The sequence below is a fragment of the Endozoicomonas sp. SESOKO4 genome (genome assembly GCF_024606275.1).
Genome location: NZ_JAHHPS010000177.1, coordinates 1 through 23,609, shown reverse-complemented (window position 1 = coordinate 23,609; position 23,609 = coordinate 1). Strand labels below are relative to the sequence as shown.

The 23,609-nt window shown below is 47.8% G+C and carries 20 protein-coding genes; 10 read left to right on the top strand and 10 right to left on the bottom strand.

All coding sequences use genetic code 11. From position 1 onward, the window contains the following. The 7 genes from KDK16_RS03390 to KDK16_RS03360 all read left to right on the top strand — a co-directional run. Positions 1 to 1,083, top strand: a 1,083-nt coding sequence (locus KDK16_RS03390) for a hypothetical protein (protein WP_257274690.1), incomplete at its 5' end; no start/stop codon positions are given. Between the two features lie 377 nt (positions 1,084 to 1,460). Next, a complete protein-coding gene (locus KDK16_RS03385) occupies positions 1,461 to 2,579 on the top strand; it encodes a hypothetical protein (protein WP_257274689.1) in 1,119 nt (372 codons plus the stop codon). Positions 2,580 to 2,892: 313 nt separating this feature from the next. Further along, complete coding sequence (locus tag KDK16_RS03380) at positions 2,893 to 4,014, top strand: hypothetical protein (RefSeq protein WP_257274688.1); 1,122 nt, start codon at positions 2,893 to 2,895, stop codon at positions 4,012 to 4,014. Positions 4,015 to 4,371: 357 nt separating this feature from the next. Beyond that, positions 4,372 to 4,899: a GNAT family N-acetyltransferase gene (locus tag KDK16_RS03375; RefSeq protein ID WP_257274687.1), complete on the top strand. Its 528-nt coding sequence runs from the start codon at positions 4,372 to 4,374 to the stop codon at positions 4,897 to 4,899. Positions 4,900 to 5,001: 102 nt separating this feature from the next. Further along, positions 5,002 to 5,457, top strand: coding sequence for a GNAT family N-acetyltransferase (locus KDK16_RS03370; protein ID WP_257274686.1), 456 nt, complete (start codon positions 5,002 to 5,004; stop codon positions 5,455 to 5,457). Further along, positions 5,454 to 5,609 (top strand): hypothetical protein, encoded by a 156-nt coding sequence (locus KDK16_RS03365; protein ID WP_257274685.1) that lies wholly within the window; start codon positions 5,454 to 5,456, stop codon positions 5,607 to 5,609. The genes KDK16_RS03370 and KDK16_RS03365 overlap by 4 nt, the downstream gene beginning before the upstream one ends. Before the next feature lie 80 nt (positions 5,610 to 5,689). Then, complete coding sequence (locus KDK16_RS03360; RefSeq protein WP_257274684.1) at positions 5,690 to 6,589, top strand: hypothetical protein; 900 nt, start codon at positions 5,690 to 5,692, stop codon at positions 6,587 to 6,589. 16 nt (positions 6,590 to 6,605) lie between these two features. Here KDK16_RS03360 and cydC read toward each other — a convergent pair whose 3' ends face one another. Continuing rightward, positions 6,606 to 8,294 (bottom strand): cysteine/glutathione ABC transporter ATP-binding protein/permease CydC, encoded by a 1,689-nt coding sequence (gene cydC / locus KDK16_RS03355; protein ID WP_257274683.1) that lies wholly within the window; start codon positions 8,292 to 8,294, stop codon positions 6,606 to 6,608. Next, the gene (gene cydD, locus KDK16_RS03350) at positions 8,287 to 10,062 is read right to left on the bottom strand and encodes a cysteine/glutathione ABC transporter permease/ATP-binding protein CydD (protein WP_257274682.1); all 1,776 of its coding nucleotides are present in this window, start codon (positions 10,060 to 10,062) and stop codon (positions 8,287 to 8,289) included. The genes cydC and cydD overlap by 8 nt, the downstream gene beginning before the upstream one ends. A gap of 236 nt (positions 10,063 to 10,298) precedes the next feature. On the opposite strand from cydD, the gene trmJ reads away from it, so the two are divergent. Beyond that, positions 10,299 to 11,060 carry a tRNA (cytosine(32)/uridine(32)-2'-O)-methyltransferase TrmJ gene (gene trmJ / locus KDK16_RS03345; protein WP_257274681.1) on the top strand — a complete coding sequence of 254 codons (762 nt, stop codon included), beginning with the start codon at positions 10,299 to 10,301 and terminating at the stop codon, positions 11,058 to 11,060. An 87-nt stretch (positions 11,061 to 11,147) separates the two neighbouring features. Here the strand turns inward: trmJ and KDK16_RS03340 are convergent, their stop codons facing one another. Beyond that, on the bottom strand, positions 11,148 to 12,050 hold the full coding sequence (locus KDK16_RS03340; RefSeq protein WP_257274680.1) for a hypothetical protein: 903 nt from the start codon (positions 12,048 to 12,050) through the stop codon (positions 11,148 to 11,150). Positions 12,051 to 12,318: 268 nt separating this feature from the next. Between KDK16_RS03340 and rarD the strand changes: the two genes are divergently transcribed. Further along, complete coding sequence (gene rarD / locus KDK16_RS03335; RefSeq protein ID WP_257274678.1) at positions 12,319 to 13,233, top strand: EamA family transporter RarD; 915 nt, start codon at positions 12,319 to 12,321, stop codon at positions 13,231 to 13,233. Between the two features lie 86 nt (positions 13,234 to 13,319). On the opposite strand, the gene glpK is transcribed toward rarD, so the two are convergent. From glpK to cysM, 7 genes are all read right to left on the bottom strand, one after another. Then, entirely contained in the window at positions 13,320 to 14,825 is a 1,506-nt protein-coding gene (gene glpK / locus KDK16_RS03330) for a glycerol kinase GlpK (protein ID WP_257274677.1), read from the bottom strand. A gap of 168 nt (positions 14,826 to 14,993) precedes the next feature. Continuing rightward, a complete protein-coding gene (locus tag KDK16_RS03325; protein ID WP_257274675.1) occupies positions 14,994 to 15,596 on the bottom strand; it encodes a hypothetical protein in 603 nt (200 codons plus the stop codon). A 245-nt stretch (positions 15,597 to 15,841) separates the two neighbouring features. Further along, a complete protein-coding gene (locus tag KDK16_RS03320) occupies positions 15,842 to 16,657 on the bottom strand; it encodes an MIP/aquaporin family protein (protein WP_257254546.1) in 816 nt (271 codons plus the stop codon). A 305-nt stretch (positions 16,658 to 16,962) separates the two neighbouring features. Further along, positions 16,963 to 17,784, bottom strand: coding sequence for a nucleoside triphosphate pyrophosphohydrolase (gene mazG, locus KDK16_RS03315; protein ID WP_257274673.1), 822 nt, complete (start codon positions 17,782 to 17,784; stop codon positions 16,963 to 16,965). Beyond that, positions 17,781 to 20,033, bottom strand: a complete 2,253-nt coding sequence (gene relA, locus KDK16_RS03310; protein WP_257274671.1) for a GTP diphosphokinase — start codon at positions 20,031 to 20,033, stop codon at positions 17,781 to 17,783. Before relA ends, mazG begins: the two co-directional genes overlap by 4 nt. Positions 20,034 to 20,089: 56 nt before the next feature. Beyond that, complete coding sequence (gene rlmD / locus KDK16_RS03305; protein ID WP_257274670.1) at positions 20,090 to 21,430, bottom strand: 23S rRNA (uracil(1939)-C(5))-methyltransferase RlmD; 1,341 nt, start codon at positions 21,428 to 21,430, stop codon at positions 20,090 to 20,092. 256 nt (positions 21,431 to 21,686) lie between these two features. Then, positions 21,687 to 22,577, bottom strand: a complete 891-nt coding sequence (gene cysM / locus KDK16_RS03300; protein ID WP_257274668.1) for a cysteine synthase CysM — start codon at positions 22,575 to 22,577, stop codon at positions 21,687 to 21,689. Between the two features lie 92 nt (positions 22,578 to 22,669). Between cysM and KDK16_RS03295 the strand changes: the two genes are divergently transcribed. Then, positions 22,670 to 23,609 (top strand): histidine kinase dimerization/phospho-acceptor domain-containing protein (locus KDK16_RS03295; RefSeq protein WP_306670706.1); only part of this gene is annotated, 940 nt, incomplete at its 3' end.

Genomic DNA, 23,609 nt, shown 5'->3' with positions numbered 1-23,609 from the left:
CGTTACACATTAAGAGGTAAAACGAAAACAACAGCACGTAATATTATCCAAATGTTAAGCTTTTTTAATACGCCTTTTATTTCGACTAGCAGTATGTTTTTTCAAAACTTACCAAAGAATGAAGAAAGGGTGAAAACGCTGGAAGCAGCAACGCCAGAGAGTTTGCCAGAACATGTAAGTATCGTTGGCCGCTCTGTATCTCGATCTTATATAGCCGTGACCGATAATGATCAAAAGCTGTTATCGTCAAATACAAAAGCAATAGACCATGATACCCATATATTCGACCTTTTCCTGAATACTCCAGAAACACGACAATGGATAATAGATCAGCTACTAAACTCTCTGACCTACAGGACGTTTAAGCTGATAATTCCTGAGTTATTCAATACGGCCAGGCCCGCTAATATTCTTGTGCAACAGCAAAGCATTGAAGATGATAGTGTAAACCTGCAACCGTCTCATTTTTTATCATTATATTTTCAAAAAGGAACTGTCGTACAATATCACCTCAGGAAATCACCCGACAATGACATTCAGGTATTAGCGATTTCGGTTAGCTCTAAATTTTATACCCTGACATTCACCATCGATCATTATGATGCTTCCGCTAAAGCTAACCAACCTCCTCCACATTTTGCACAATTCCCGGGAACAGGAAACTGTTACTGTGGTGGAGCATGTAATTGTGCCACCTTAAGAAATAATAATACCGGAGCCACTCTTGCAGAGCTGGAAGCAGCGTGTCACTGGCCGGAAGTGGAAAACACGCTCACCATGAAGGATGCTCGTGAAATATTACGCTCGATGGTATCACAATACAAGGATGGCGATTTCAATATGGAGTTGCACCGCTCCTCGCGGCTGAAACGCGAAGACAAGCCCACTAAGAAGAAAATTCACGTCTTATTACCAGACTCCCGGGAAACCGAAGACGAGGATGGCAATTTCAATATGGATGCGTTCCGAACCACCTACACCCTGTTTAATGAACAAGAAATGCCCCAAGAGGAAGAAGAGAATGAAATGCATAGATACCCGGAATGTCAAGACGCGGATGACGAGTTTAATGTGAAGCAGTAATGAACATCAGGTTATGCTACGTTCACATTTCTCAGGGAGAATCGTCTTGCCGCTAATCAAGAGAAAACCCTATCCACGGGTTGAGAAGTTTATGAGACATAAATCAACAGCATTGCTAAGAGCTATCATTGTAAGCTGATAGATAACTCCGTCGTTGGGAATAGTGATGGGCTTAGACCGACGACAATTATATAAAGACGGGTAAAAGCAACGATACCTTAACAAAAAAACCAAACACTTCTCTTTTTTTTAAACATTCAGGTACGGTTAGTTATCGTTAGAACTCCAGAAAGTTTTTTCACATAAGTCATTTGAACTATTCTTAACTGCCAATATCTAAAATTTTACTAACGCTAATGATAAACAGGTAGTTAAAAGTGAAAACAAACGTCAGTTTTATTGTTTTATTCCTGCTTTGCTTACTATCATCTCATTCAAACTCAAAAGAGTTACAGTTTAACTGGAAGCTGGAAAATCATGGCCATTTAACACTCACTGGTACAGCCACATCATCCACTTCCAGCGAGTATAGTGATGGTGTAAGAATGCGTAATTATGATGACTCCGATCAACTGGACTCTGTTGATACCGGGCGTGATTGCGACCATTATGACGTATTTTCTAAAACTCAAATACATTTTAACCAGACTAATACTAGTAATAATGTACCAGATTTCTTTTATAGCTTATTTGGCAACGGCCTTAATGACCTTAAACATACCGTCCGAACTCGTTACACACTAAGAGGTCAAACGACAACAACAACATGCAGTCTTTCAGAATTATTATGTTGCATTTTCTGTAAACCTTGTTCAGTAGCATACGAGCTACATTCACATGACTTGGAAAATCAGCAAGAAAGGGTGAGAGCACTGCAGGCAGCAACACCAAGCAATTTTCCAGAACATCGAACTATCGATAGACGCATTATGACTCATAGAGCTAGAACAAATAATCTTCAAACACTTTTTTTGTTAAGTAGAGAAGCTCTCGATGATGACACCCATATAGTTGAGCTTTTCCTGAATACTTCACAAGCACAAAAATGGATAATAGGTCAGCTAAACCGATCAACCAACCAGAGGTTAAAATTGATAATACCTGAGTTATCCCATGAAGCTTTACCGGCTGTCATTCTTGTGCAAGGTCGAAATGACAGAAGTCATAGTGAAAGCCTGCAACCATCACATTTTGTATCATTCATTTTCACTAATGGGATTAAAGTACAATACCACCTTAATCAAGTATCCGACGAAGATATTCAGGTATTGGCGATTGCGGTTAGCGCTCATGGTTACACACTGACGATGGTGGTTAATAATTACGATGTTATAGCTCACCAACCCCCTCCACATTATTCAGAATTAGTAAAAACCTGTGATTGTGACGGCGCATGTAATTGTGCTAGCTCAAGAGAAAATGAAACCGATGTCTCAGGTTATCAGAGTGATACCCCTAGTAATTATGTGCTCTTTGGACTGGAGCACTCAAACTGAACATCAGGTTAAGCTAATTCCTCTCATTCATATTTCTCAGACTTGGTAGTCCTTAAGCTAATCAAGATGAAATCTGATTCTCAGGAGAAGAAAATCTTGAGACTTCAGTCAAGGATCATTTGTAAGAACCGGTATGGTCAACGGTTAATAAGCTCCGTTGTCTTGAATAGTGACAGTCAAAGACCGATGACCAAAATAAAGACTGGTAACTATACCTTAACAAAAAAAATCCATACAACTCTCTGTTTTTAAACTACTTTGATTAGTTCACAACTAATGACAAAACTGTAATATAAAAACTGTGAGGTTTTCGTTGAATAAACCATTTCCTTCTTTCTCAAACGCATTAACCCCTTCTTTGTTTCTGGCTGTTTCGTTTTCCATGTCGATGAGCTCCTATGGGTTACCAGTGGACACCTTGTGTGAAGAGTATGGAGAGCGTTTCAATCAGGCTAACTCACCCTCCAGTCTTGGCGGTGCCTATGGCGAATGGATTGATAATAAATGCAATATTACTGTTCTTCCCTTAAGTGAACATAACAAAAAAGTTTCTCTTGTCGATGTCAGACTCCCCATTGTTTTGAAACCCTCTCCGGTGTCAGACTCAGGCGTTTCCATAACGCAGGAACATCAAAAACAAAAGGAGATAGATGTCTCATTTATTTCACCATCAAACATTGAACCCACCTCCCACAAAGGCAAGTATTATCCGATCTATTCTCCCCGTGCCGGCGATGATGATTATTCTGATGGCTTAACATCGAAGAATCCTACCTTAATGGCATCTCCGGGGTATGAAGAAGAGGTTCTATTGGAACTGCCGGGCGATGTCATTATCGAAGAGGGTTTCATTATTGACCGCTCTCAACTCAAACCCACCATCAGTGGCTGCTTCCATTCGGGTCTTGCACTGTTTGGCAAAATGATTTCTGGCGACGTCTCAGGTGTTGGCTTTTCAGATATGGGTCTTCCAGCTTGTACCGGATTGTATTTGGGTGCAGCTGACTTCACAGTCCCTGACAACAAGATCCGACAAGCACATAAAAATAAAGGTAGCTCAGGCGGAAGCAATGGAAGCGCTGGCGCCAAAAGTAAGAATAATGGCAACGGTCATAGAGGGGGTAGCCATGGACGCGGTGGAAAAAGCAGCAAAAATGGCAAAGGCGCTGGTGCCAGTGGTGGAGCCGGTGGCGGTCAGGACCCCTTTCAAGGTGGTAAAGGCCCTAAGTTTATGACGGAACCGGATTTTAAGGCATTAGTTGATGCCATAAGAAAACTTGCCAGCCTGAAAACAGAGAAGGGATTTGATCGATCATCAAGCTCGGTTAAATCACTCGCTGGACAAATCAGAAACGGTATCAAAAATTTGTCAGATGATCAGAGAGAATACATTTATACAAATTCCATCTATCAATCCATCACCCACCTGTTATGAGCAGCTAACCAGTTGGTTTCACAAATCTGGACGGTGGTTTTTTTCCATCCTGCTGCGCTCCAGTTCTGGCTACGTAAATAAGGCCAGGCTCAGTCATTGTAACTGGGATGAGTGCCTTGGTGGATGACAAAACCCACTCACCAGAATGTGCGTACCCAACTGGCCAGATACTCAAGATTTGTGTTTTTCTGAGGCACTCTTCAATGGACGATATTGTTGAGTGCTTTTGATGAAAGAACCAACGCTCAGTCATGTCAGTGACTTGAACATCACCTCAAAAAAGCTTTAAAACAAAGGATTTATGTTTAAATTCATGGCAGGATATCAGACAAGAAGCAACAACAAGAGTCTGACATTATGGAAAAGATAATTACCACAGACCGATTAATCCTCAGGGCTTTCACTCCGCAAGACGCTGGCCAGGTAGAAATACTCGCTGGAGAAGAGCAGGTAGCCAGACTGACCGAAAACATACCCCACCCCTACCCTGATGGCCTGGCAGAAGAATGGATTAAGGATAATGAAAGCCTGAGAGAAAAAAACAGTGCTTTCGTCTATGCCATCACACTGAAATCATCAGACACACTGCTGGGAGCCATTGGGTTGACTAACACCACCCACACACAAGCTGAATTGGGCTATTGGCTGGGACTGCCCTACTGGGGGCAGGGGTATTGCTCTGAAGCCGGACAATCACTCATCAGCCATGCCTTTGAGCAGCTGCCATTCAACCAGATCCGCGCCAGAGCACTCACTAAGAACGTAAAGTCCGAGCGGGTACTCTTGAGACTCGGTTTTCGATCCACCTCGGAAATTCTTGAAAAAGTAAAAGAAGATATGGATACCGTAAAATATTATGTTCTGGATCGAAATCATTCAGGTTAAGTCGCCGGAAGTGGTCAGGATCAAGATTGTCACTCCGCAAGCGACGGATCACCGCATCCACTTTCCAGTTTCAACAACCATTCGGCAGTAAAAGAATTATTTATGGAAATAAAACTAGACGACCTGCAGGGCCAGGAAATTGCTTATCTTCTCCAGGAGCATCTGGATGATATGCACACTCAGTCACCGGCAGAAAGCGTTCATGCTCTGGGTATTGAGGCGTTGCGCTCGCCAGATATTACCTTCTGGTCCGTCTGGATAAACCGCAGTCTGGCCGGTTGTGGCGCCTTGAAAGCCCTCTCGCCCCATGAAGGTGAAATTAAGTCCATGAAGACCTCATCCGGCTTTCTCAGAAGGGGTGTGGCTTCGGCTCTCTTGAAAAATATTCTCAGTGAAGCGGAACGAAGACAGTATAAAACCGTGTACCTGGAGACAGGCTCCATGGACCACTTCAAACCAGCCTGTGAGCTTTATGAGCGCTTTGGTTTTGAGCCCTGTTCACCTTTTGGAGATTATCAGGAAGACCCCAACAGCCTTTTCTTTTCAAAAAAACTGTGACCCCATATCGCCGGGTATTGCCTGACGCTATCGCCCATGAGTATGAAGATGAAGCTTTGCCTAAAGTTCACACCGAAGTGCTACGACTCAACCCTCTTTTATTGACAGTGCCTGATAAAATCGATCGCTATCTGCATGATAAGCTGCCATAAAAGGCGGGCATAATCAGCCTTCTATACTGAAAATGTTTGTTTCTAAAACATAATAAGGACGGCTCTACAGGGACTGAACCATGGCCACCAGCGTTGAAAACTGCCTGAACACACTCCGACAGGACCTCCTCCGGGAAACGATTCCGACAAGCCGACAGCCGCCCGAACCTGAAGACAAGCCTCGCTGGCTCGGGAGGCGCATGGTCAGAAAGGTAAAGGACTTCGGTCTTAAACTGGCTGACATGCTCAGGGGCCGTGGCTGGCTCAGCGATAAAAAGATCAATGAGCGGGAAATTCACGAATGCCGCTGGGCCCGGAGCGTTGCCGGGGCAGGACTGGTTGACCAGCGTTTGATTCCTGTTAAAGTCCCGGAACAGGAGCTTGTCGAGCGCACTCAACTAGCCCGGGAACTCTGGCAAAAAGACCCGTACAGTTTTGCCCTCTGGTGCATTGAAAACGATCAACCTTTCCCTGAACACTTTCTGGTGGCAGAACTCATCCCCTGGCAGATGGAAGAATTTGCCAGCCTGGGCCTTAATCGCAATGATGCGGCTCGCATGTCCCTGCGCCTGAGTGTTGCAGTGAAGCTAATGAATCCCCCTGAAGCCAATGATCAAGGGGAAAGCCTGACGGTATTGCCGACAGATAGCCCGGATGAGATTGAAAGAAAGGGGCGTTATCACGAAATTCTTCCCAATCAGAATCATGACCGGGAATCGGCCGATCGGTATATGGACAGTTTTATAGGCCACTATTCCCCCCGCGAGCAAATCGAACTCTTGAAAGCCTGCCGGGATGAACTGGCGACCAACCCTGACAGTCATCGACTGTCCGAGCTCAGCTTACTCAGAAAAGTGATCAGTGATCGTCAAAAACAAGAGACCGCGCAATTTCTCAGCCAGCGACAAGGCAACGATGACAACCTGATCGACTTCGATACAGAACTGGACGAGAGAGGGCGTCCAAAAAAACCGTCATGACCATAGAATTTCCCGGCTAAACAACGCGCCCGCCATCCATTTGAATCACGCGGTCCATGCGCTCCAGCATGGCCTTTTTATGGGTAATCATAATGACGGTTTTATCCCGGTATGCGTCCAGAATCTGATTCATCAAATGATCCTCACTGATCGGGTCAAGCCCCTCACTGGCTTCATCCATAATCAACACTTCACCCTTTTTCAAAAGTGCCCGGGCTATCGCGAGCCTGCGCTGCTCTCCTCCGGAAAGAGCAACCCCACCCTGCCCCAGCCATAGATCGAGCAAGTTATGGTCACCTTCAGCCGCTGCCAGACGATCCAGACCTACCGCCTTGACCGTTTCCAAAAGTTCACTGTCCTGCGCTTCGGGTCGGGCCATTTTCAGATTTTGCCTGAGCGTCGAACTGAACACGTGGGTTTGCTGGGGAATCACCGTTAACAACTGATAGAGTGAAGCCTCGGAATAGTCATTAATGGCAATGCCACCCACCTCGATTCTGCCTTCAAACCCCGTGAGCTGTCGGGTGAGGATTCGGATCAGTGTTGACTTGCCACAACCCGTTTTACCCAGTAATGCCAGATGCTGACCTGCTGGAATATCAAGACTGATGCCATCCAGAATCATCGGACCCTCTGTCTTACTGACCGCTGCGGCTGGATATTGGAAATAGACATCCAGAAAAGCAATCTGGCCTTTGAAGGCATCCGGTAGGGTTTTATCTCCAAATTCAATGGCTTCTTCTTCAAGGATTTCGGTCAGCCTCGAAGCGGCCAGTTGGGTGTTGCCAAGAAACTGGAAAGCACCCGGCAAAGGCATCAATGCTTCAAAAGCTGCCAACACCGCAAAAACCGACATAACCATAACGGGCCCGGAAATAACACCCTGCTGATATTCTCCTGCGGCAAGATACAGCATGATGACCGCTGAAATGCCAGCCCCGGCCAACATCAACGCACCACCCAGCCCTTCCAGTCTCGACATTTTTTTTTGGGTATGGTGCAGATGTTGCTCAGTAGCGTCGGTACGTTCTCTCATCCTGACTTCTGAACCATAAATTCTGGATTCAGCCATGCCCTGTAGATAGTCCAGGACTTTTTGTCTCAGCTCCCCCATCAGCTTGCCCTGTTGCCGACCACTCTTGTAACCGAGGCGGTAGAACATCAGGGGTAGCACGATCAGCCAGACGCCCATCAGCAGTATCGCCCCCCGGCCCAGTACAGGACTGAAGAAACTCAGTCCAAGGGAAAGCAGAATAACAACCAGCACCGCAGCAGTGACCGGACTGAACAGTCTCAGATAAAGCTGATCCAGAGCATCAACGTCCGCCACAAGACGGTTCAGCAACTCAGCTTTTCGATAGCGCTTCAACTGAGTCATAGAAAGTGGAAGCAGTTTCTCGAAGAACCAGCTTCTCAGCCAGGCCAACAGCTTGAAGGTAGCATCGTGACTCACCAATCGTTCAAAGTATCGGGCAGCAGTACGACCGATCGAAAAACCTCGAACCCCCGCACCGGGAGAGAAGAAGTCAAACGTCTGAGCGGTCACAACCGTCAGACCCGCCAGAGCCGTTGCCGTGATAAACCAGCCAGACAAAGCCAACAGCCCAAGACTGAACAGCAAGGTCGCCAGAGCCAGTAACATACCCACAGACAGAGCACCCCAGTGCCTGCGATAAAGCTTTAAATAAGGCAGCAAATCACTCATTATCAAGACTCCCTGCTAAACCAGCCACAAAGGCTTGCACCACCGCAGACTCCCGTTTGAGAACACCTGGTTCACCATCGGCGACCAACTGCCCGTTTTCAAGCATCAACACTCTGTCCATCGAATCAATTTGCTTGAGCCGATGAGTGACAGTGATCACCGTACATTCCGGATCAATGGCTTCCAGAGCATCCAGAACGAGGCGCTCATTGTAGGCGTCCAGACTGGCTGTTGGCTCATCCAGAATTAACAGTTTCACCGGCTCAGCGATGGCTCTTGCCAACGCTATTCGCTGTGCCTGCCCTACAGAAAGGTTACCCCCCTGTTCTTGCAGCAAACCGTTCAGCCCCTCTGGTAACTGCTCAACAATCTCCATAGCCTGAGCCTTTGCCAGAGCCCGATTGACCTGAGACTCATCCAAATCACGACCCAATGAAACATTTTCATAGACCGTGCCATGGATAATCATGGGTTGCTGCCCCAACCAGGCGATTCTTTTACGCCAGTTATCCATTGAAAAGCTGGAGAGGTCTTCTCCGGCGACCCTGATTTTGCCCTGATAGTTCCAGAATCCCATCAGGGTGTTAACCAGCGTCGACTTACCTGCCCCGCTGGGACCAATGATGGCCACCCGTTCGCCGGCCGCAATGTCAAAAGAGACTTCCTTGAGTAAGGCTCTGCCTTCGACACTGCCCTGAACCGTCAGACGCTCTGCATTGAGTGAAACCGGTGTCTCCATGGCCAACGAAGCCTTGCCCTGATGCACTCTGGACTCTTCGCGTTCAAGCGTCTCAAGGATAAGTTCTGCTGCACCTACTGCTTTTGATTTAGCGTGATAATGCGTTCCCAGATCACGCAGAGGTTGATAAAACTCAGGTGCCAACAACAGCAGGAATAAACCGGAATAGAGGCTAACCCCGGCACCATAACTGCCAAAATTGAGATAGCCCAGAAAACTCATTCCCAGGTAAACGGCGAGAATGGCAATGGAAACAGAAGCAAAAAACTCCAGCACCGTGGAAGATAAAAAGGCCAGTCGCAGAACCTGCATGGTTTTATGTCGAAAATCTTCACTGGCCGTTTTCAGAGACTCGTGCTCATGGCGGGTGCGCTGGAACAGCCTTAACGTTTCCATCCCCTGCAAACGATCCAGAAAGAAGCCTCCCAGTCGGTTCAAGGCCCGAAAATTCCGTCGATTCGCCTCAGCGGCCTTGATTCCTACCAATGCCATAAACACTGGAATCAAAGGGGCTGTCCCCAAGAAAATCAGACCGGCAGTCCAGTTCATTGGAAAGGCCACGATCAAAATGACCAAAGGAATTAATACCGCCAGAGCCATCTGTGGAATGTAGCGAGCAACAAACTCCTGTAGCTCTTCCACCTGCTCTACCACCATAGTCGACCAGCTGCCTGCAGGCTGCTCAGCAATCACCAGAGGGCCCAGAGCTTTTAGCTTGTTGAGAATGGCTCCACGAATGACTTCCCTGACAACCAACCCGGCTCTGAAACCAGTGATCTCCCTGCCCCAATGGCAAAGTGCTCGCAGCACTATGATCATGACAGTCAGCATCAGGTCATGGATCAAAGACGCCCTGACTGCGTCTTCCATCACGATCTGATGAATAATTTTCGCCAGCAACGAAGCCTGCGCCAGGAACAGAAGACCATTGATCAAGCCCAGTATGATGGATGCCAGCAACCAGTTCTGTGTAGGACTGAGCTGGCCGATCAACCATTTATAAGCCCGCTTCTCCGTGATACGTCTCATAGCAGAGGAAACAACCTGAGGGGAAAAGAAAGCTATTCTATCTGAACCAGGGTGGTTATACAGTCAGGCATCCGTAAATTACCGTACCCTTTCAGATAGAATGGCGATAATTCACACCGGTTTCATCCAATAAGTATCCGACCAGTGGGTCATTGCAATAACAGTCGTAAGTCAAAACAACTCAACGTATAATGCCCGGCTTTAAATTCCTCTTCTCAGTGCTAATTCAGGTCACGATGCTGTCTAACATTCGCATTATTCTGATCAATACCTTTCATCCAGGAAACATTGGCTCCGCAGCCAGAGCCATGAAAACCATGGGACTCTCAGACCTTTGTCTAGTCTCTCCCCGGCGATTCCCTGACCCGGGTGCTGAGGCTATGGCAGCAGGGGCCCGGGATGTGTTGTCGGCTGCCAGGGTGTTTCAGACCCTGGATGAAGCAATTGCTGATTGCTCCGCGGTGATAGGAACCAGCGCCCGCAGTCGCAACCATACCTTTACCCGTCCCATGCTGACGGCTGAAGATTGTGCAGACAAACTGGTGACTGAAGCGGTCCGGAATCCAGTGGCACTGGTTTTTGGTCAGGAGACCATGGGACTCACTAATCAGGAGCTTGAGAAATGTCATTATCATGTCTCCATTGATGCCAACCCTGAATACCCGGTACTGAACGTGGCTTCTGCCATTCAGATTCTCTGCTACGACATTCGCAAGGCAGAATTACGCCAGAGCCAGTCGGATTTTTCCGGCAACGAAACCGAAGAGTACCCTCTGGCCCGCGAGCTCGAATATTTCTACGAACACCTGGAAGAGACGCTGAACAAGATTAACTTTATCATCAAACAGCACCCGGGCCTGGTAATGACCCGTCTTCGTCGCCTGTTCAACCGAGCCAGACCTGAAGCCAAGGAGCTGAATATGCTCAGAGGCATCCTCGCCGCTGTCCAAAAGTCAGCCGGCAGTGAAAATACTCCAGCAAAAAAAGCTAAAGAATGACCACTAAATAATAGACATGTGTCGTTTTATTACTGATTCCTGACACGTATTCAATTGGGCTGCGTGGTTTGTTGTACGGTTCAGGGACTAGTAGTGACAAGCTCTCAATGGCAGATTCGCAAACAGTGCTGCCTTGAGAGCAGCAGGAGCAGCAAATGAAGACCCCGTAAGCAATCGCCAGAATTTTTTAGGGTATTCTGTTACTTTCCGGGTGTAACCGGTCAGGCGATCCAGTGGAATATCAACACACTGGTCGCCATTCAGGTCATAGCCAATGGGCTCACCTTCAGAATTATCAACCCGGATGACTTCGTAGGCAGCCTGGGCGTGGGTATCAACAAAGGGATTGTTAGCAACGAAATGTTTCAATTCCGGTTCGACGGAGCCCACCGTGACCACATCATCCGCCAGAGAAAATGTATTGATCATTCCTGTCCCGCCGTTACCGGCAATGGTATAGACCTGTATACCCTTGGCGGTAAGAGCCTCCAGAGCCATGATAATCTGGTGTGTGGTTTTCCAGACTTCATCAGTCTGTCCCATTTCCCTGACTTTTTCCTTGTACTCACCCGCCCGCTCCAGCTCGAGCGGTGCCTTAAATGTGCTGATCAGCGTGGAAGACTCCCAGGAAAGAAGAACTGCATCAACGGGCTGTTTTGCGTAACGGGCCAAAATATTTTGAAGGTTGACCAAAATCTCTGACATGGGTTTCTTCCCATCCAGAATCGGGTACTGAATAAACGTAATCTGGGGATGGGAGGCAATCAGCCGAACAACATCACCATGATAAAAAGGTTCCTGACGTTCATCGTCGTCTAAATCCATCATGCCATAAAGCCAGCCGTGAAGAACCCGCTCCTCATCATTTTCAAAGCCTTCGGCCGGAGGGAAAAAGCGATCAACAATCGCTACACGATAAACAGGTAACTGCAATTCGGCCTGAGTGGACAGACTCAACATAAGCATCATAAACCCGACAATCCATTGCATCGCAGCCTTTGCATCCTTTACTCATTCTTAAGTAAAGTCATCGGCTCAGGCACTGTTTTCTCAATGCGTACTTCTTAATTCGGCAGTGGGTTAACTAGCAACGAATGTTCAGGCACAATGCCTCATTATGAAAAACAGAACAACCCGCTCAATGCTTCTTAAAATTTATCGGGCTCACCGTTAAAAACGGTAAGAATTGCATGCTCACCATAACTGCGTAATAGGTACCTGAAGAGGTACTTGAGAAGTAACCAATTAGGAAAAAAGAGTGTCCGAACAACGAGATTTTTCCGGCTTTGCACTGGGTGTTATGGCCTTTACCATCTGGGGACTGGTACCCATCTATTTTAAAGCGCTGGAAAATGTGCCCCCACTTGAAGTGTTGGGACACCGTGTGTTCTGGTCAGCGATTTTGTTGCTGGCCTTACTGAAAATAATGGGTACAACTTCAGAGCTAAAGAAGATTTTCTCGAGTATCAAATTGTCGGGAACACTGGCGCTGTCTGCTATTCTGGTCGGTGCAAACTGGTTGATCTTTATCTGGGGTGTGACCAATGACAGGATTCTTGAAACCAGCCTGGGTTATTATATCAACCCACTGTTTAATGTTCTTCTGGGCTACCTGTTCCTGAATGAGAAACTGTCACCGCTCAAGCAAGTTGCTATTCTGCTGGCAACGGTCGCCGTCATCTATCAAATACTGATGTTGGGTATCGTGCCCTGGGTGGCCTTTGCTCTGGCCATGAGCTTTGGCATGTACGGACTGGTCAGGAAAACGACTCAGGTAGACGCTGTCCCCGGTCTGGCTTTTGAAACCCTGATTCTGCTGCCAGCCACGCTGGGATACTTTTTCTGGATCTACAAAAGTGGTGACCACAGTTTCCGGTTTTCGGACACTCACACCAGCCTCCTGCTGTCTCTCGCCGGACTGGTCACGACCATCCCTCTGGTTCTGTTTATTATGGCGGCCAAAAAGCTGGCATTAACTACTATAGGCATCCTGCAGTATCTTGGCCCATCCATTTCCTTTTTGGTTGGACTGTTCGTCTATAAAGAAGAAGTGACCCAGGCTCAACTCATCACTTTTGGCCTGATCTGGTTTGCCCTGATCATTTTCACCTTTGATGGCCTGCGTAAAAAGTCATCTCCAATGAACCAGAAACCCGGGTCAGCCAGAACTTAGGGCGCTGAAAAATATATTTATTCTCATTGCATTCGTGAGCCTGCCAGAGCAGGCTCACTTGCGTGAGAATCAGGAAATTGACATCACTACTGGTTTTCCCAGGACTGACTGCGAACGATCGCTTTCTTCCAGCCATCGTAGAGTTTCACACGATCTTCATCGGTCATTGCCGGAGCGTAGACTCGATCTACGGAAACCTTATCTTTTAGCTCATCGGTGCTGTTCCAGAAACCAACAGCCAGCCCCGCCAGATAGGCCGAACCTGCGGCCGTGGACTCAACAACCGTCGGACGAACCACTTCAGTGCCAAGAATGTCAGACTGGAACTGCATCAAAAAGTTATTGGCGACCGCACCACCATCGACACGCAGCTGTTTCATCTCGATACCTGAATCCTGCTCCATAGCATCGATCAGATCACGGGACTGATAAGCAATGGCTTCCAATGTTGCACGAACAATGTGATTACGGTTAGCGCCACGAGTCAAACCAAAGATTGCTCCTCGTGCGTAGGGGTCCCAGTAGGGAGCGCCCAGCCCAACAAAAGCAGGTACAACATAAACACCGTTAGTGTCTTTAACTTTACTGGCGAAGTATTCTGTGTCAGCCGCGTCACGAATCAGTCCCAGTTCATCGCGAAGCCACTGAACGGAAGCACCGCCCATAAATACGGAGCCTTCCAGAGCGTATTGCACTTTGCCATCAATGCCGAAAGCAATGGTCGTCAGCAGACCGTTTTCAGATTTAACCGGCTCACTCCCTGTATTCATGAGCAGGAAGCAGCCTGTGCCATAGGTATTCTTGGCCATACCTTTTTCGTGACACATTTGTCCAAACAGAGCAGCCTGCTGATCACCTGCAATACCGGCTACAGGAATGCGGGTACCCCCTTTGCCACCGATGTTCGTCTGGCCATACACTTCAGAACTGGATTTTACTTCCGGTAACATGGAGGCAGGAATGCCCATGGCCTTCAGCAGTTTTTCGTCCCACTCCAGCCTGTTGATATCGTAAAGCATGGTACGAGAAGCGTTCGAGTAATCGGTGACATGGACACGCCCGTCAGTTAGTTTCCAGGTCAGCCAGGTATCGATGGTACCGAACAGCAGGTCGCCGTTTTCAGCTTTTTCACGAGCACCTTCTACATTGTCCAGAATCCACTTAATTTTCGTTGCCGAAAAATAAGCATCCAAAACCAGACCGGTAGTTTCCCTGATATAGCTTTCCAGACCTTCTTTCTTCAGTTGCTCGCAGATTTCGGTTGTACGCCGGCACTGCCATACAATCGCGTTATAGACCGGACGGCCAGTATTTTTATCCCAAACGACAGTGGTTTCACGCTGATTGGTGATGCCCAGGGCAGCGATTTCGTCAGAACGGATACCTGTCTTGGCCAGAACTTCAGTGAGCACGGAGCTTTGAGTCGCCCAGATTTCCATGGGATCGTGCTCGACCCAACCCGCGTGTGGGTAGTACTGAGTAAATTCACGCTGTGAAGTACCCTCAATGCCACCATCGTGATTAAAGATAATGGCTCGAGAGCTTGTAGTACCCTGATCTAATGAAACAACGTATTTCTTCTCAATGGTCATAATCAATCTTCTTTATCATTCAGCTCTGAGCTGATATCTGGAGTGCGCCTTATTCAGCCTGTTACCCAAAACAGTGAGAAAGACTGCACTTTCCGTATAACGCCGCCTTCAGCCACATGGCGAAGGCACACCGGCTGGCGGGCTTTGTTATGTTTTCGTTGTTTGAAACTAACTTTCTAAAACAGCTTTAACCTGCTCCACAATTTCCTGAAGCCTATCAAGCAGTCCAAATCTTGAGCAAGTGGAAACAAATATAGATTCCTTGGATATGTCAACAAAACTGGATAGTATGCGCTTTACTCTCCTGTTAACATCACTGTCTGGCAAGCTATCTAGCATTGCATGGTGTCGTGCATCTGCAAAAAATCGATATTTTCCTTCAGAATCAAAAAAAGCACCAGGAGTGACAGCAGGCACATAGCGAGCTTGAAGTTCATCCAGTCCTGCTTGCGAGAACTCAGAACTATAACCTAATAACCTGAAAGGACGAGGTAAAACTCTTTTTTTGTAAACCTCAAAAGAGCCCCTGTCGGAAAAAGGCTGCTCTCTGGTGAGCAATGATGCATACAAACTTCTAAGATGCGCAATATCAAGATTAAATTCATGATTTTCTGATATATCTGAATTCAAATCACCTGCTTTTAACTTTTCTGTCAGTATTTGATCGACTAAATCCATAACAGCGTTTACCGTAGTGGTTAATGACGCATTTGCAAATGATGCCATAAACAAAGAAAAAAAAGCCACGCACAACCATTTCTTTCCCACCATATCTTAAACTCCGAACGATTTTTCCTCATATTTAAGGATTTGATCGATTAAATCCAAAACAGAATTTATCGTAGTTATTAATGATGCATTTGCAAATGTCGTCATAAATAAAGAAAAAAACCACACACAATCGTTTTCTTCCGACCATTTCTTAAACTCGAAACGATATTTTTTCATGTTTAAGGTAGCCTGAATTTTGAAGAGAACATCACAGAGCGTTACGTCAATGAACGAGGTTTACTGTATTATGTCGTCTTTATCTCTACCTGACCCAATGTTGTTTCGGGCTCTAATTGTTTACCTAACAGATTGATGTAAATCCATGCGCCAGCCATTGCGCCGCAGATGGGAGCCAATATTGGTACCCAGAAATAAGGATTGGATCGGGCACCGGTCAGGGCTACTTCACCCCATCCAGCCATATAGGTAAACAGCTTGGGACCAAAATCGCGGGCCGGGTTCATGGCAAAGCCAGTCAGAGGGCCAAAAGCAGAACCAATGGTTGCAATCAGCAAACCGATCAACAGCGCGGACAGCGCCCCATTGGAATCACCGTTGTTGTTGTCACCGATAGCCAGAATAACGCCCATCAGCACAGCAGTAATCACAAACTCCACAGCAAAAGCCTGCATATTACTGAGGGAACCGTGCGCGTATGTAGAAAAGATACCTGCAGTAGCCAGACTCTCTTCAGAACCACGAACAACACCCTGGGCCAGCTCATAATCGGCAAAAAGATTGCTATAAAGAAAATAAACCAATGCGGCGGAACAGAAAGCACCTAAAATCTGGGCGACGATGTAAGGCAAAACCTTATGCTTTTCGAAACCTTTAAACACAGTCAATGCCAAAGTCACTGCCGGGTTTAGATGAGCACCGGAAACACCACCGGTTACGTAAATGGCCATAGAGACGCCCAGACCCCAGACGATAGAAATTTCAAGCTGACCAAAATCAGCACCCGCCAGAACCAGTGCAGCCACACAACCGACGCCGAAGAAAATCAGAAGGCCAACGCCAATAAACTCAGACAGGCATTCGCCAAACAGAGATTTACGCATAAAAATGAGCTCCGCCACGTGGGTATGTATCCAAGAAAAAAGAGCGAGGCCTTAATGAAACTCATTACTGTTTAGCAGCCTCGACAGCGGGCGAATTATTTCAAATAACAACAAAGCTCATCAACGCAAAACCATTGATTTAAATCAATCAATGTTCACATATGTTCGTTTTTTTTCTAATAAGATCTATAAGCCTGCATTTTTGCAAAGAGTCAAGGTTCTCGCCTTGCTATTTTTTCGATTTTCGCGCGTTTCATGCCGTTATGGCGCAAAAATGCCAACGTTTTTCCAACCAGTGAGCTCCACTAAAGGACTTTCCCCAGCTGCCAGTAGGCTTCCATTTCATCCAGTGTTAACTCTTGAAACTCACGGCCTTCTTCAGCAGCCCTGAACTCCATGCTTCGAAACCGATTCTCAAACTTGTCGCAGGCTTTGCGCACTGACATATCCGCATCCACTGACAAATGACGTGCCAGATTGACACAAGCAAACATCAGATCACCTATCTCTTCTGCGATCCGGTCATTGCCCTGCCGTTCTCGCACAACTTCACGTATTTCTTCTATTTCTTCCTGAATCTTGTCAAACACGGGTTCGGCATCTGACCAGTCAAAACCGACTTTTGCGGCCGCTTTTTGCAGTTTGAATGCTCTTGTTAGCGATGGCAAAGCAGCCGGTAATTTTGACGGCATAGCAGACTCTGAAGTCTTCTCGCCCTTTGTCAGTCTCTCTTTCTGCTTGATCGTCTGCCAGTTTTCAATGACTTGATCCGTAGTAGTGTCATCGTCCGGTGACTTTCTGGACGCCAGAGTTCCATCAGGGAAAACATGGGGATGACGTCGCACCATTTTCTCCACCAGACCGGCAACGACCTGATTAAAATCAAAGAGCCCGGCCTCGTCTGCCATTCTTGCAAGAAATACCACTTGAAACAGCAGATCACCCAGCTCTTCACGAAGATTTTCAAAATCTTCACTGGCAATAGCATCAAGAACTTCAAAGGTCTCTTCAAGCGTATAGGGGGCTACCGTCGTAAAATCCTGCTCAAGATCCCAGGGACAACCGGTTTCAGGATCCCGAAGCCGACTGATGAGATACAGCAAGTCCTCAAGGCTACTCTGAGTCATTTCACTTCCTCGCGCTCGCGATGGCGGGCTACTTCAATCACATTGGGCAGTTGATTCACTTTGGCCAGCACTTTACTGAGTTGCTGCAAACTCTGAACTTCAACCGTCAACAACATATTGGCAGTGTTGTCTTCTTTGCTGGTTCGAGTCTGTACAGAAAGCACATTGACCCGTTCATTAGCCAGAACAATGGTAATATCACGCAGCAGCCCGGAACGATCATAGGCAGTGATGATAATTTCCACCGGGTACATGTATTCCGGAGAATAACCCCAGTTCACCTCTATCAGCCTTTCCGGTTCCTGCTCCTGCAGATTCAAGGCATTGTTGCAGTCCTGTCGGTGAATCGTTACTCCGCGGCCAACCGTGATGTAGCCAATGATGGGATCACCCGGCACCGGTTGACAGCAGCCCGCCATCTGGGTCAACAGATTGCCCACCCCGTCAATGGTAATAGTACTGTCAGAGACTTTTTCCTGAGGTGCCCGGGTACGGATCTCAAACCCTTTTTCTTTTTCTGGTTCCAGTTCTCTTTGTGCAAGGGCTACGGCCTGAGTGACACGATAATCGCCAGCCCCAATGGCAGCGAACATATCATCCATTTCCTTGAAAGGTGTCTGAGGCAAGATATCGTTGAAATCAACCTCTGTCAGAGCCAGGCGCTTGAGCTCGGCATTGAGCTGATGACTGCCATCAATAATATTGGAGTCGCGATCCTGCTTTTTCAGCCAGTTGGTAATTTTTGCCCTTGCCCGGTTAGTGTTGACATAACCAAGATCCGGGTTGAGCCAGTCACGACTCGGTTGAACACTGGGCGCGGTCAGAATTTCTACCTGATCACCGGTTTTAAGATTGTGATTCAGAGGCACAATGCGGCCTCCCACTTTAGCGCCACGGCATTTCAAACCCACTTCAGAGTGAATTCTGAAGGCAAAATCGATGGGCGTTGCTCCCATAGCCAGATCCACGACATGACCTGCTTTTGTGAACACATAAATACGATCCGGTTCTACATCAGAACGCCACTCTTCAGCGATGCCACCGAGATCACCCAGTTCTTCATGCCACTCCATGACATTCCGCAGCCAGCTGAGCTTTTCTTCATAACTGTCACTCTTGGCATTAACGTCCGTGCCCTTGTACTTCCAGTGAGCACAAACGCCCAGCTCGGCTTCTTCATGCATGGCTTCGGTTCGAATCTGAACTTCAAGGGTTTTGCCTTCTGGCCCAAATACGGCTGTGTGCAGGGAGCGATAACCATTTTCCTTGGGCGTTGCGATGTAATCATCAAACTCCTGGGGGATGTGGTTAAAGAGAGAGTGCACAACACCGAGAGCCGCATAACAATCCCTGACTTCTTTGGTAATCACCCGAAAAGCACGGATATCATATAGATCGCGGAAATCCAGCCCCTTGCGTTTCATTTTCCGCCAGATGCTGTAAATGTGCTTGGCGCGGCCATAGACATTGGCTTCAATCCGGGCTTCACCCAACGCTTGCTTAAGTTGATCGACAACATGATCAATATATTGCTGGCGATCGGTTCTCTTCTCATCCAACAGTCGGGCAATACGCTTGTAATCCTGCGGATTCAGATAGCGGAAGGAAAGGTCTTCCAGCTCCCACTTGATATAACCGATACCTAAACGGTGAGCCAATGGTGCATAGATTTCAAAAACTTCCCGGGCCACCCGACGGCGCTTGTCTTTATCGGCATCTCTCAAAGCCCTGATGGCACAGGTGCGCTCTGCCAGCTTGAGCAGTGCAACGCGCACATCATCAATAATGGATACCAGCATCTTGCGGACTTTTTCCAGCTGGTCCTGACTCTGATCCAGCACCTGAGTTCTGGCCGGGTTAAGTAGCTCACTGATCGCCGCCATACCCTGAACATCTTTAATCAGACGAACTACAGTCTTGCCGAAGTCCTCTTCTACCTGTTTCATGGACAGTCTGTGCTCACGGACAGCTCGATAGAGCGCAGCAGCCACCAGCGTTTCGGTATCCAGTCTCAGCTCTGCGAGGATTTCAACCATCTCAAGACCGGTTCGAAAGCAGCCCAGGCCTGCAGGCCAGACAGTGTCCGCCTGCTCACGAGCCTCACTTTCGGCCCAACGACTGAGTTCACAGGCAGCTTTGAGGCGATCCGTACCGGTCACACCAAAGCTGTCCTGCATACGCACCAGCCAGGCATCCAAATCAATGGAGCCATCAAAGCGAACAGGATGATCTTCTCTAACCTTTACCATGCAAGTTTTCCATTTATTACTTTTGGGGCACTGCCTGAATGAAGGGCACTCCTGAATCAAAACTTTTTAAAAAGTGCCATGGACTCGACATGCCCGGTTTGCGGGAACATGTCCATCACGCCTAACCTGACCAGCTTGAATCCCTGTTTTGCAAGGACTCCCGCATCTCTGGCCAGGGTTGCAGGGTTGCAGGAGATATAAAGCAACCGCTCAGGTAAGTAACCTTTCATCTGTTCAATAATTTCAATGGCACCGGTTCTGGGAGGGTCCAGTAACATTGCATCATAACGTTGATACATCCAGTCTTCCCCCGACTTATTTCCCCTGACCAGCGCTGCGAGGTCTGCCTGATAAAAACGACTGTTTTTCAGACCATTCAGATCGGCATTGAATGCAGCTCTCTCAACAGCCCCGGCATTGCCTTCGACACCAATGACAGAAGCCGCCTTTCTGGCGATTGCCAGAGAAAAGTTGCCAAGACCGCAAAACAAATCCAGCACCCGATCTTGCGGCGTTAATTCCAACCAATCCAGAGCCTGTGTCACCATTTGACAATTAATGGGCCAGTTGACCTGAGTGAAGTCTGTCGGCCTGAACTGAAACTTAAGGTCCAGCTCTGGTATCCGGTAATACAGCCAGGGATCACCCACCGGAGAGAAGAGGCAGCGAATTTGCTTATCATCCCCCATCAGGTAAAGATACAGCTGCTGCTCCCGGGCAAATGCTTCCAGCCTGTTCAAATCAGCAGGCGGTAAAGCCCTGATGTGTCTCAGCATAATGGCACGACCAGAATCAGCCAGAAACAGCTCAGCATGACTGATCGCTTCTCGTTGATTCAACTCTTGTAGCCATTCTCGCAGCAGTTTGGGCAGAGGTTGCAACGGTCCAGCCAGAACCGGACACTCCCGAATATCAACAATCTGATTACTCTGTTTCTCTCTGAATCCCAGTGATAAACGGCCTTTCTTCCACAAAACCGACAATCGGGCACGATAACGATAGCCATAAGGTTGGGAAATTAAGGGGTCAGCAACTTCCAGGGGGGTCAGCGATGAAAACCGTTGCAACTGATCCAATACAATATTTTGTTTGCCCTGAAGCTGTCCCTCACGGGACCAATATTGCAGGCTACAGCCACCACAGGCTTTAAAATGTCGACAGGGAGGAGAGACGCGTTCGTCTGAAGCAGACTCTATATCAGCAACCCGACCACTGCTGAAACGACGTCGATCTTCTGTCAACAGGACTGCAACCTGCTCGCCGGGAAGCCCCCCTTCGACAAAGAGGGTTTTACCTTTTAAACGGGCAAGACCACGACCATCATGGGAAAGGCCGTGTATAAGAACTTCTCCAACGACCCGGCGTCTGGCGCCCGGAGAAGCCTTTTGAGATCGCATGAAACTGTATCCTTCAGATTCAGAAATACGCACGCTGCCAGCCATCAAAAGCCTATTGCCCCTGACAACAAGAAACAGTGCTGGAGTTAATAACACTGCATTTTCATGGCATAACTGCGCAAAAAATGATTAACGCTGAGAATTGTACCTACAGCCGTATAAAATTTCAGTGCTGTTAAGCAATGACTGTGTAAATCTTTTTTGAATTCAGGCCCCGGCAGCCTGTCGGACGACACAAGCAGCAAACTGATTGTTGTCACGGGTTAAAGACATTGGTAGAAAGATAACGATCTCCCCGGTCACAAATAATGCAGACAATGGTGGCATTTTCCACTTCTTCAGCCAGCCTTAGTGCTCCGGCGACAGCACCACCGGAAGATACACCGCAGAAAATACCTTCTTTTTTGGCCAGGGTTTTCATGGTTTCTTCAGCTTCGGTCTGACGGATATCCATCACCCTGTCTACACGACTGTCATCGAATATTTCCGGCAAGTATTCTGGTCTCCAGCGACGAATGCCCGGAATACTGGCTCCGTCAGCGGGTTGCAGACCCACAATCTGGATGCCCGGGTTCTGTTCTTTCAGGAATCGGGAAGTGCCCATGATGGTACCGGTAGTCCCCATGGAACTCACAAAGTGGGTAATTTCACCGCCGGTCTGCTGCCAGATTTCAGGACCGGTGCCCTGGTAATGCGCCAGTGGATTATCCGGATTAGCAAACTGGTTAAGCACCTTTCCCAGACCTTCCTTTTCCATCTCCAGCGCCAGATCCCGGGCTCCTTCCATACCCTCTTCCTTGCTCACCAGTTTGAGCTCTGCACCATAAGCAGCCATCGCCGCCTTGCGCTCTGCGCTCATGTTGTCAGGCATGATTAAAATCATTCGATAGCCCTTGATGGCAGCAGCCATAGCCAAGGCTATGCCGGTGTTACCACTGGTTGCTTCGATCAGATTCTCTCCGGGCTTGATGACGCCTCTGGCTTCAGCCTCAGATATCATGGATAGTGCCGGACGATCTTTGACCGATCCGGCAGGATTATTCCCTTCCATCTTCAACAGAATCGTGTTTCCTCGCCCGGCACACAATCTCTGCAGCCGAATCAGGGGAGTGTTGCCCACCAGGGACTCGATTGTGGGATAATCCATACTCTCTCAACCAAAACTTCCAAAATTGACACATAACTTTTATGATGCCCCCAGCATAAATGATAATAATCCAGTCTGTACAATTATTACTTATGAAAACATCTTTCCAGACTGTTCAGCGCAGAATTCTGGTTCTGACACTGCTGCCAGGCACTCTCATATCGGCTCTGATGTGCAGCCTTTACCTTTGGGCACATTTAACCGGGCTAGACCAACAGTTGACCAAAAAGGCCAGGGATATGACCCGCAGGCTGGCGACGCTTGTAGTTTATTCAATAGAAAGCGGCGAGATGCAGAGCACCCGTGACCTTGCCATACAAACGCTCGATGATACCGACGTCAGGGCAGTCAGTCTGCTGGATCGAAATGGCAGGGAATTACTCCATGCAGGCCCCAATCTACTCTCTATAGGCATGCCCCAGCCATTACCTGAGGCTCTCTCACTGTTCACCACAGGTGACACACTAAGAGTTATTACCCCTGTGGTTCAACTCCGTGGTGATTCAACTGAAACCATCGGTTGGCTCCAGCTTGAATACACTTATTCGGAAACACTTATAAAGAAACACAGAGCCACACTTCTGGCCATTATTCTGCTGGCTCTCGCCATTGGCGTTGTCTTGTCTCTCTGTATGAAACTGTCCCGCTCCCTGATCATTCCCATGCAATCCATCACCGATGCAATGGATGAAATCGACGTACAAGATCGGGATAGCCGACTGAAAGCCTCTCCAGGGAGTATCTATGTCACATTAGAGCTGGCGGTCAACAGACTGCTGGAACGGCTGACTCACTCCCGGGAGGCGTTGGAAAGAAGCGCTGACATATCCACCAATGAGTTACACGAAACTCTGGAAACCATAGAAATCCAGAACGTTGAGTTGGATCTGGCCCGAAAAGAAGCACTTGAAGCCTCCAGGAGTAAAAGTGAATTTCTGGCCAATATGAGCCATGAAATCCGGACACCCCTGAACGGAATCTCCGGCTATGCCGCCCTGTTGCTTGAAACGGAACTTAAATCACAGCAAAGGG

What these genes read in the sequence shown, in the direction of transcription:
- KDK16_RS03375 (WP_257274687.1), top strand. Translation starts at nt 4,372, where the DNA reads ATGGAAAAGATAATTACCACAGACCGATTAATCCTCAGGGCTTTCACT.
- KDK16_RS03370 (WP_257274686.1), top strand. Translation starts at nt 5,002, where the DNA reads ATGGAAATAAAACTAGACGACCTGCAGGGCCAGGAAATTGCTTATCTT.
- KDK16_RS03360 (WP_257274684.1), top strand. Translation starts at nt 5,690, where the DNA reads ATGGCCACCAGCGTTGAAAACTGCCTGAACACACTCCGACAGGACCTC.
- cydC (WP_257274683.1), bottom strand. Translation starts at nt 8,294, where the DNA reads ATGAGTGATTTGCTGCCTTATTTAAAGCTTTATCGCAGGCACTGGGGT.
- cydD (WP_257274682.1), bottom strand. Translation starts at nt 10,062, where the DNA reads ATGAGACGTATCACGGAGAAGCGGGCTTATAAATGGTTGATCGGCCAG.
- trmJ (WP_257274681.1), top strand. Translation starts at nt 10,299, where the DNA reads ATGCTGTCTAACATTCGCATTATTCTGATCAATACCTTTCATCCAGGA.
- KDK16_RS03340 (WP_257274680.1), bottom strand. Translation starts at nt 12,050, where the DNA reads ATGCAATGGATTGTCGGGTTTATGATGCTTATGTTGAGTCTGTCCACT.
- glpK (WP_257274677.1), bottom strand. Translation starts at nt 14,825, where the DNA reads ATGACCATTGAGAAGAAATACGTTGTTTCATTAGATCAGGGTACTACA.
- KDK16_RS03325 (WP_257274675.1), bottom strand. Translation starts at nt 15,596, where the DNA reads ATGGTGGGAAAGAAATGGTTGTGCGTGGCTTTTTTTTCTTTGTTTATG.
- KDK16_RS03320 (WP_257254546.1), bottom strand. Translation starts at nt 16,657, where the DNA reads ATGCGTAAATCTCTGTTTGGCGAATGCCTGTCTGAGTTTATTGGCGTT.
- mazG (WP_257274673.1), bottom strand. Translation starts at nt 17,784, where the DNA reads ATGACTCAGAGTAGCCTTGAGGACTTGCTGTATCTCATCAGTCGGCTT.
- relA (WP_257274671.1), bottom strand. Translation starts at nt 20,033, where the DNA reads ATGGTAAAGGTTAGAGAAGATCATCCTGTTCGCTTTGATGGCTCCATT.
- rlmD (WP_257274670.1), bottom strand. Translation starts at nt 21,430, where the DNA reads ATGCGATCTCAAAAGGCTTCTCCGGGCGCCAGACGCCGGGTCGTTGGA.
- cysM (WP_257274668.1), bottom strand. Translation starts at nt 22,577, where the DNA reads ATGGATTATCCCACAATCGAGTCCCTGGTGGGCAACACTCCCCTGATT.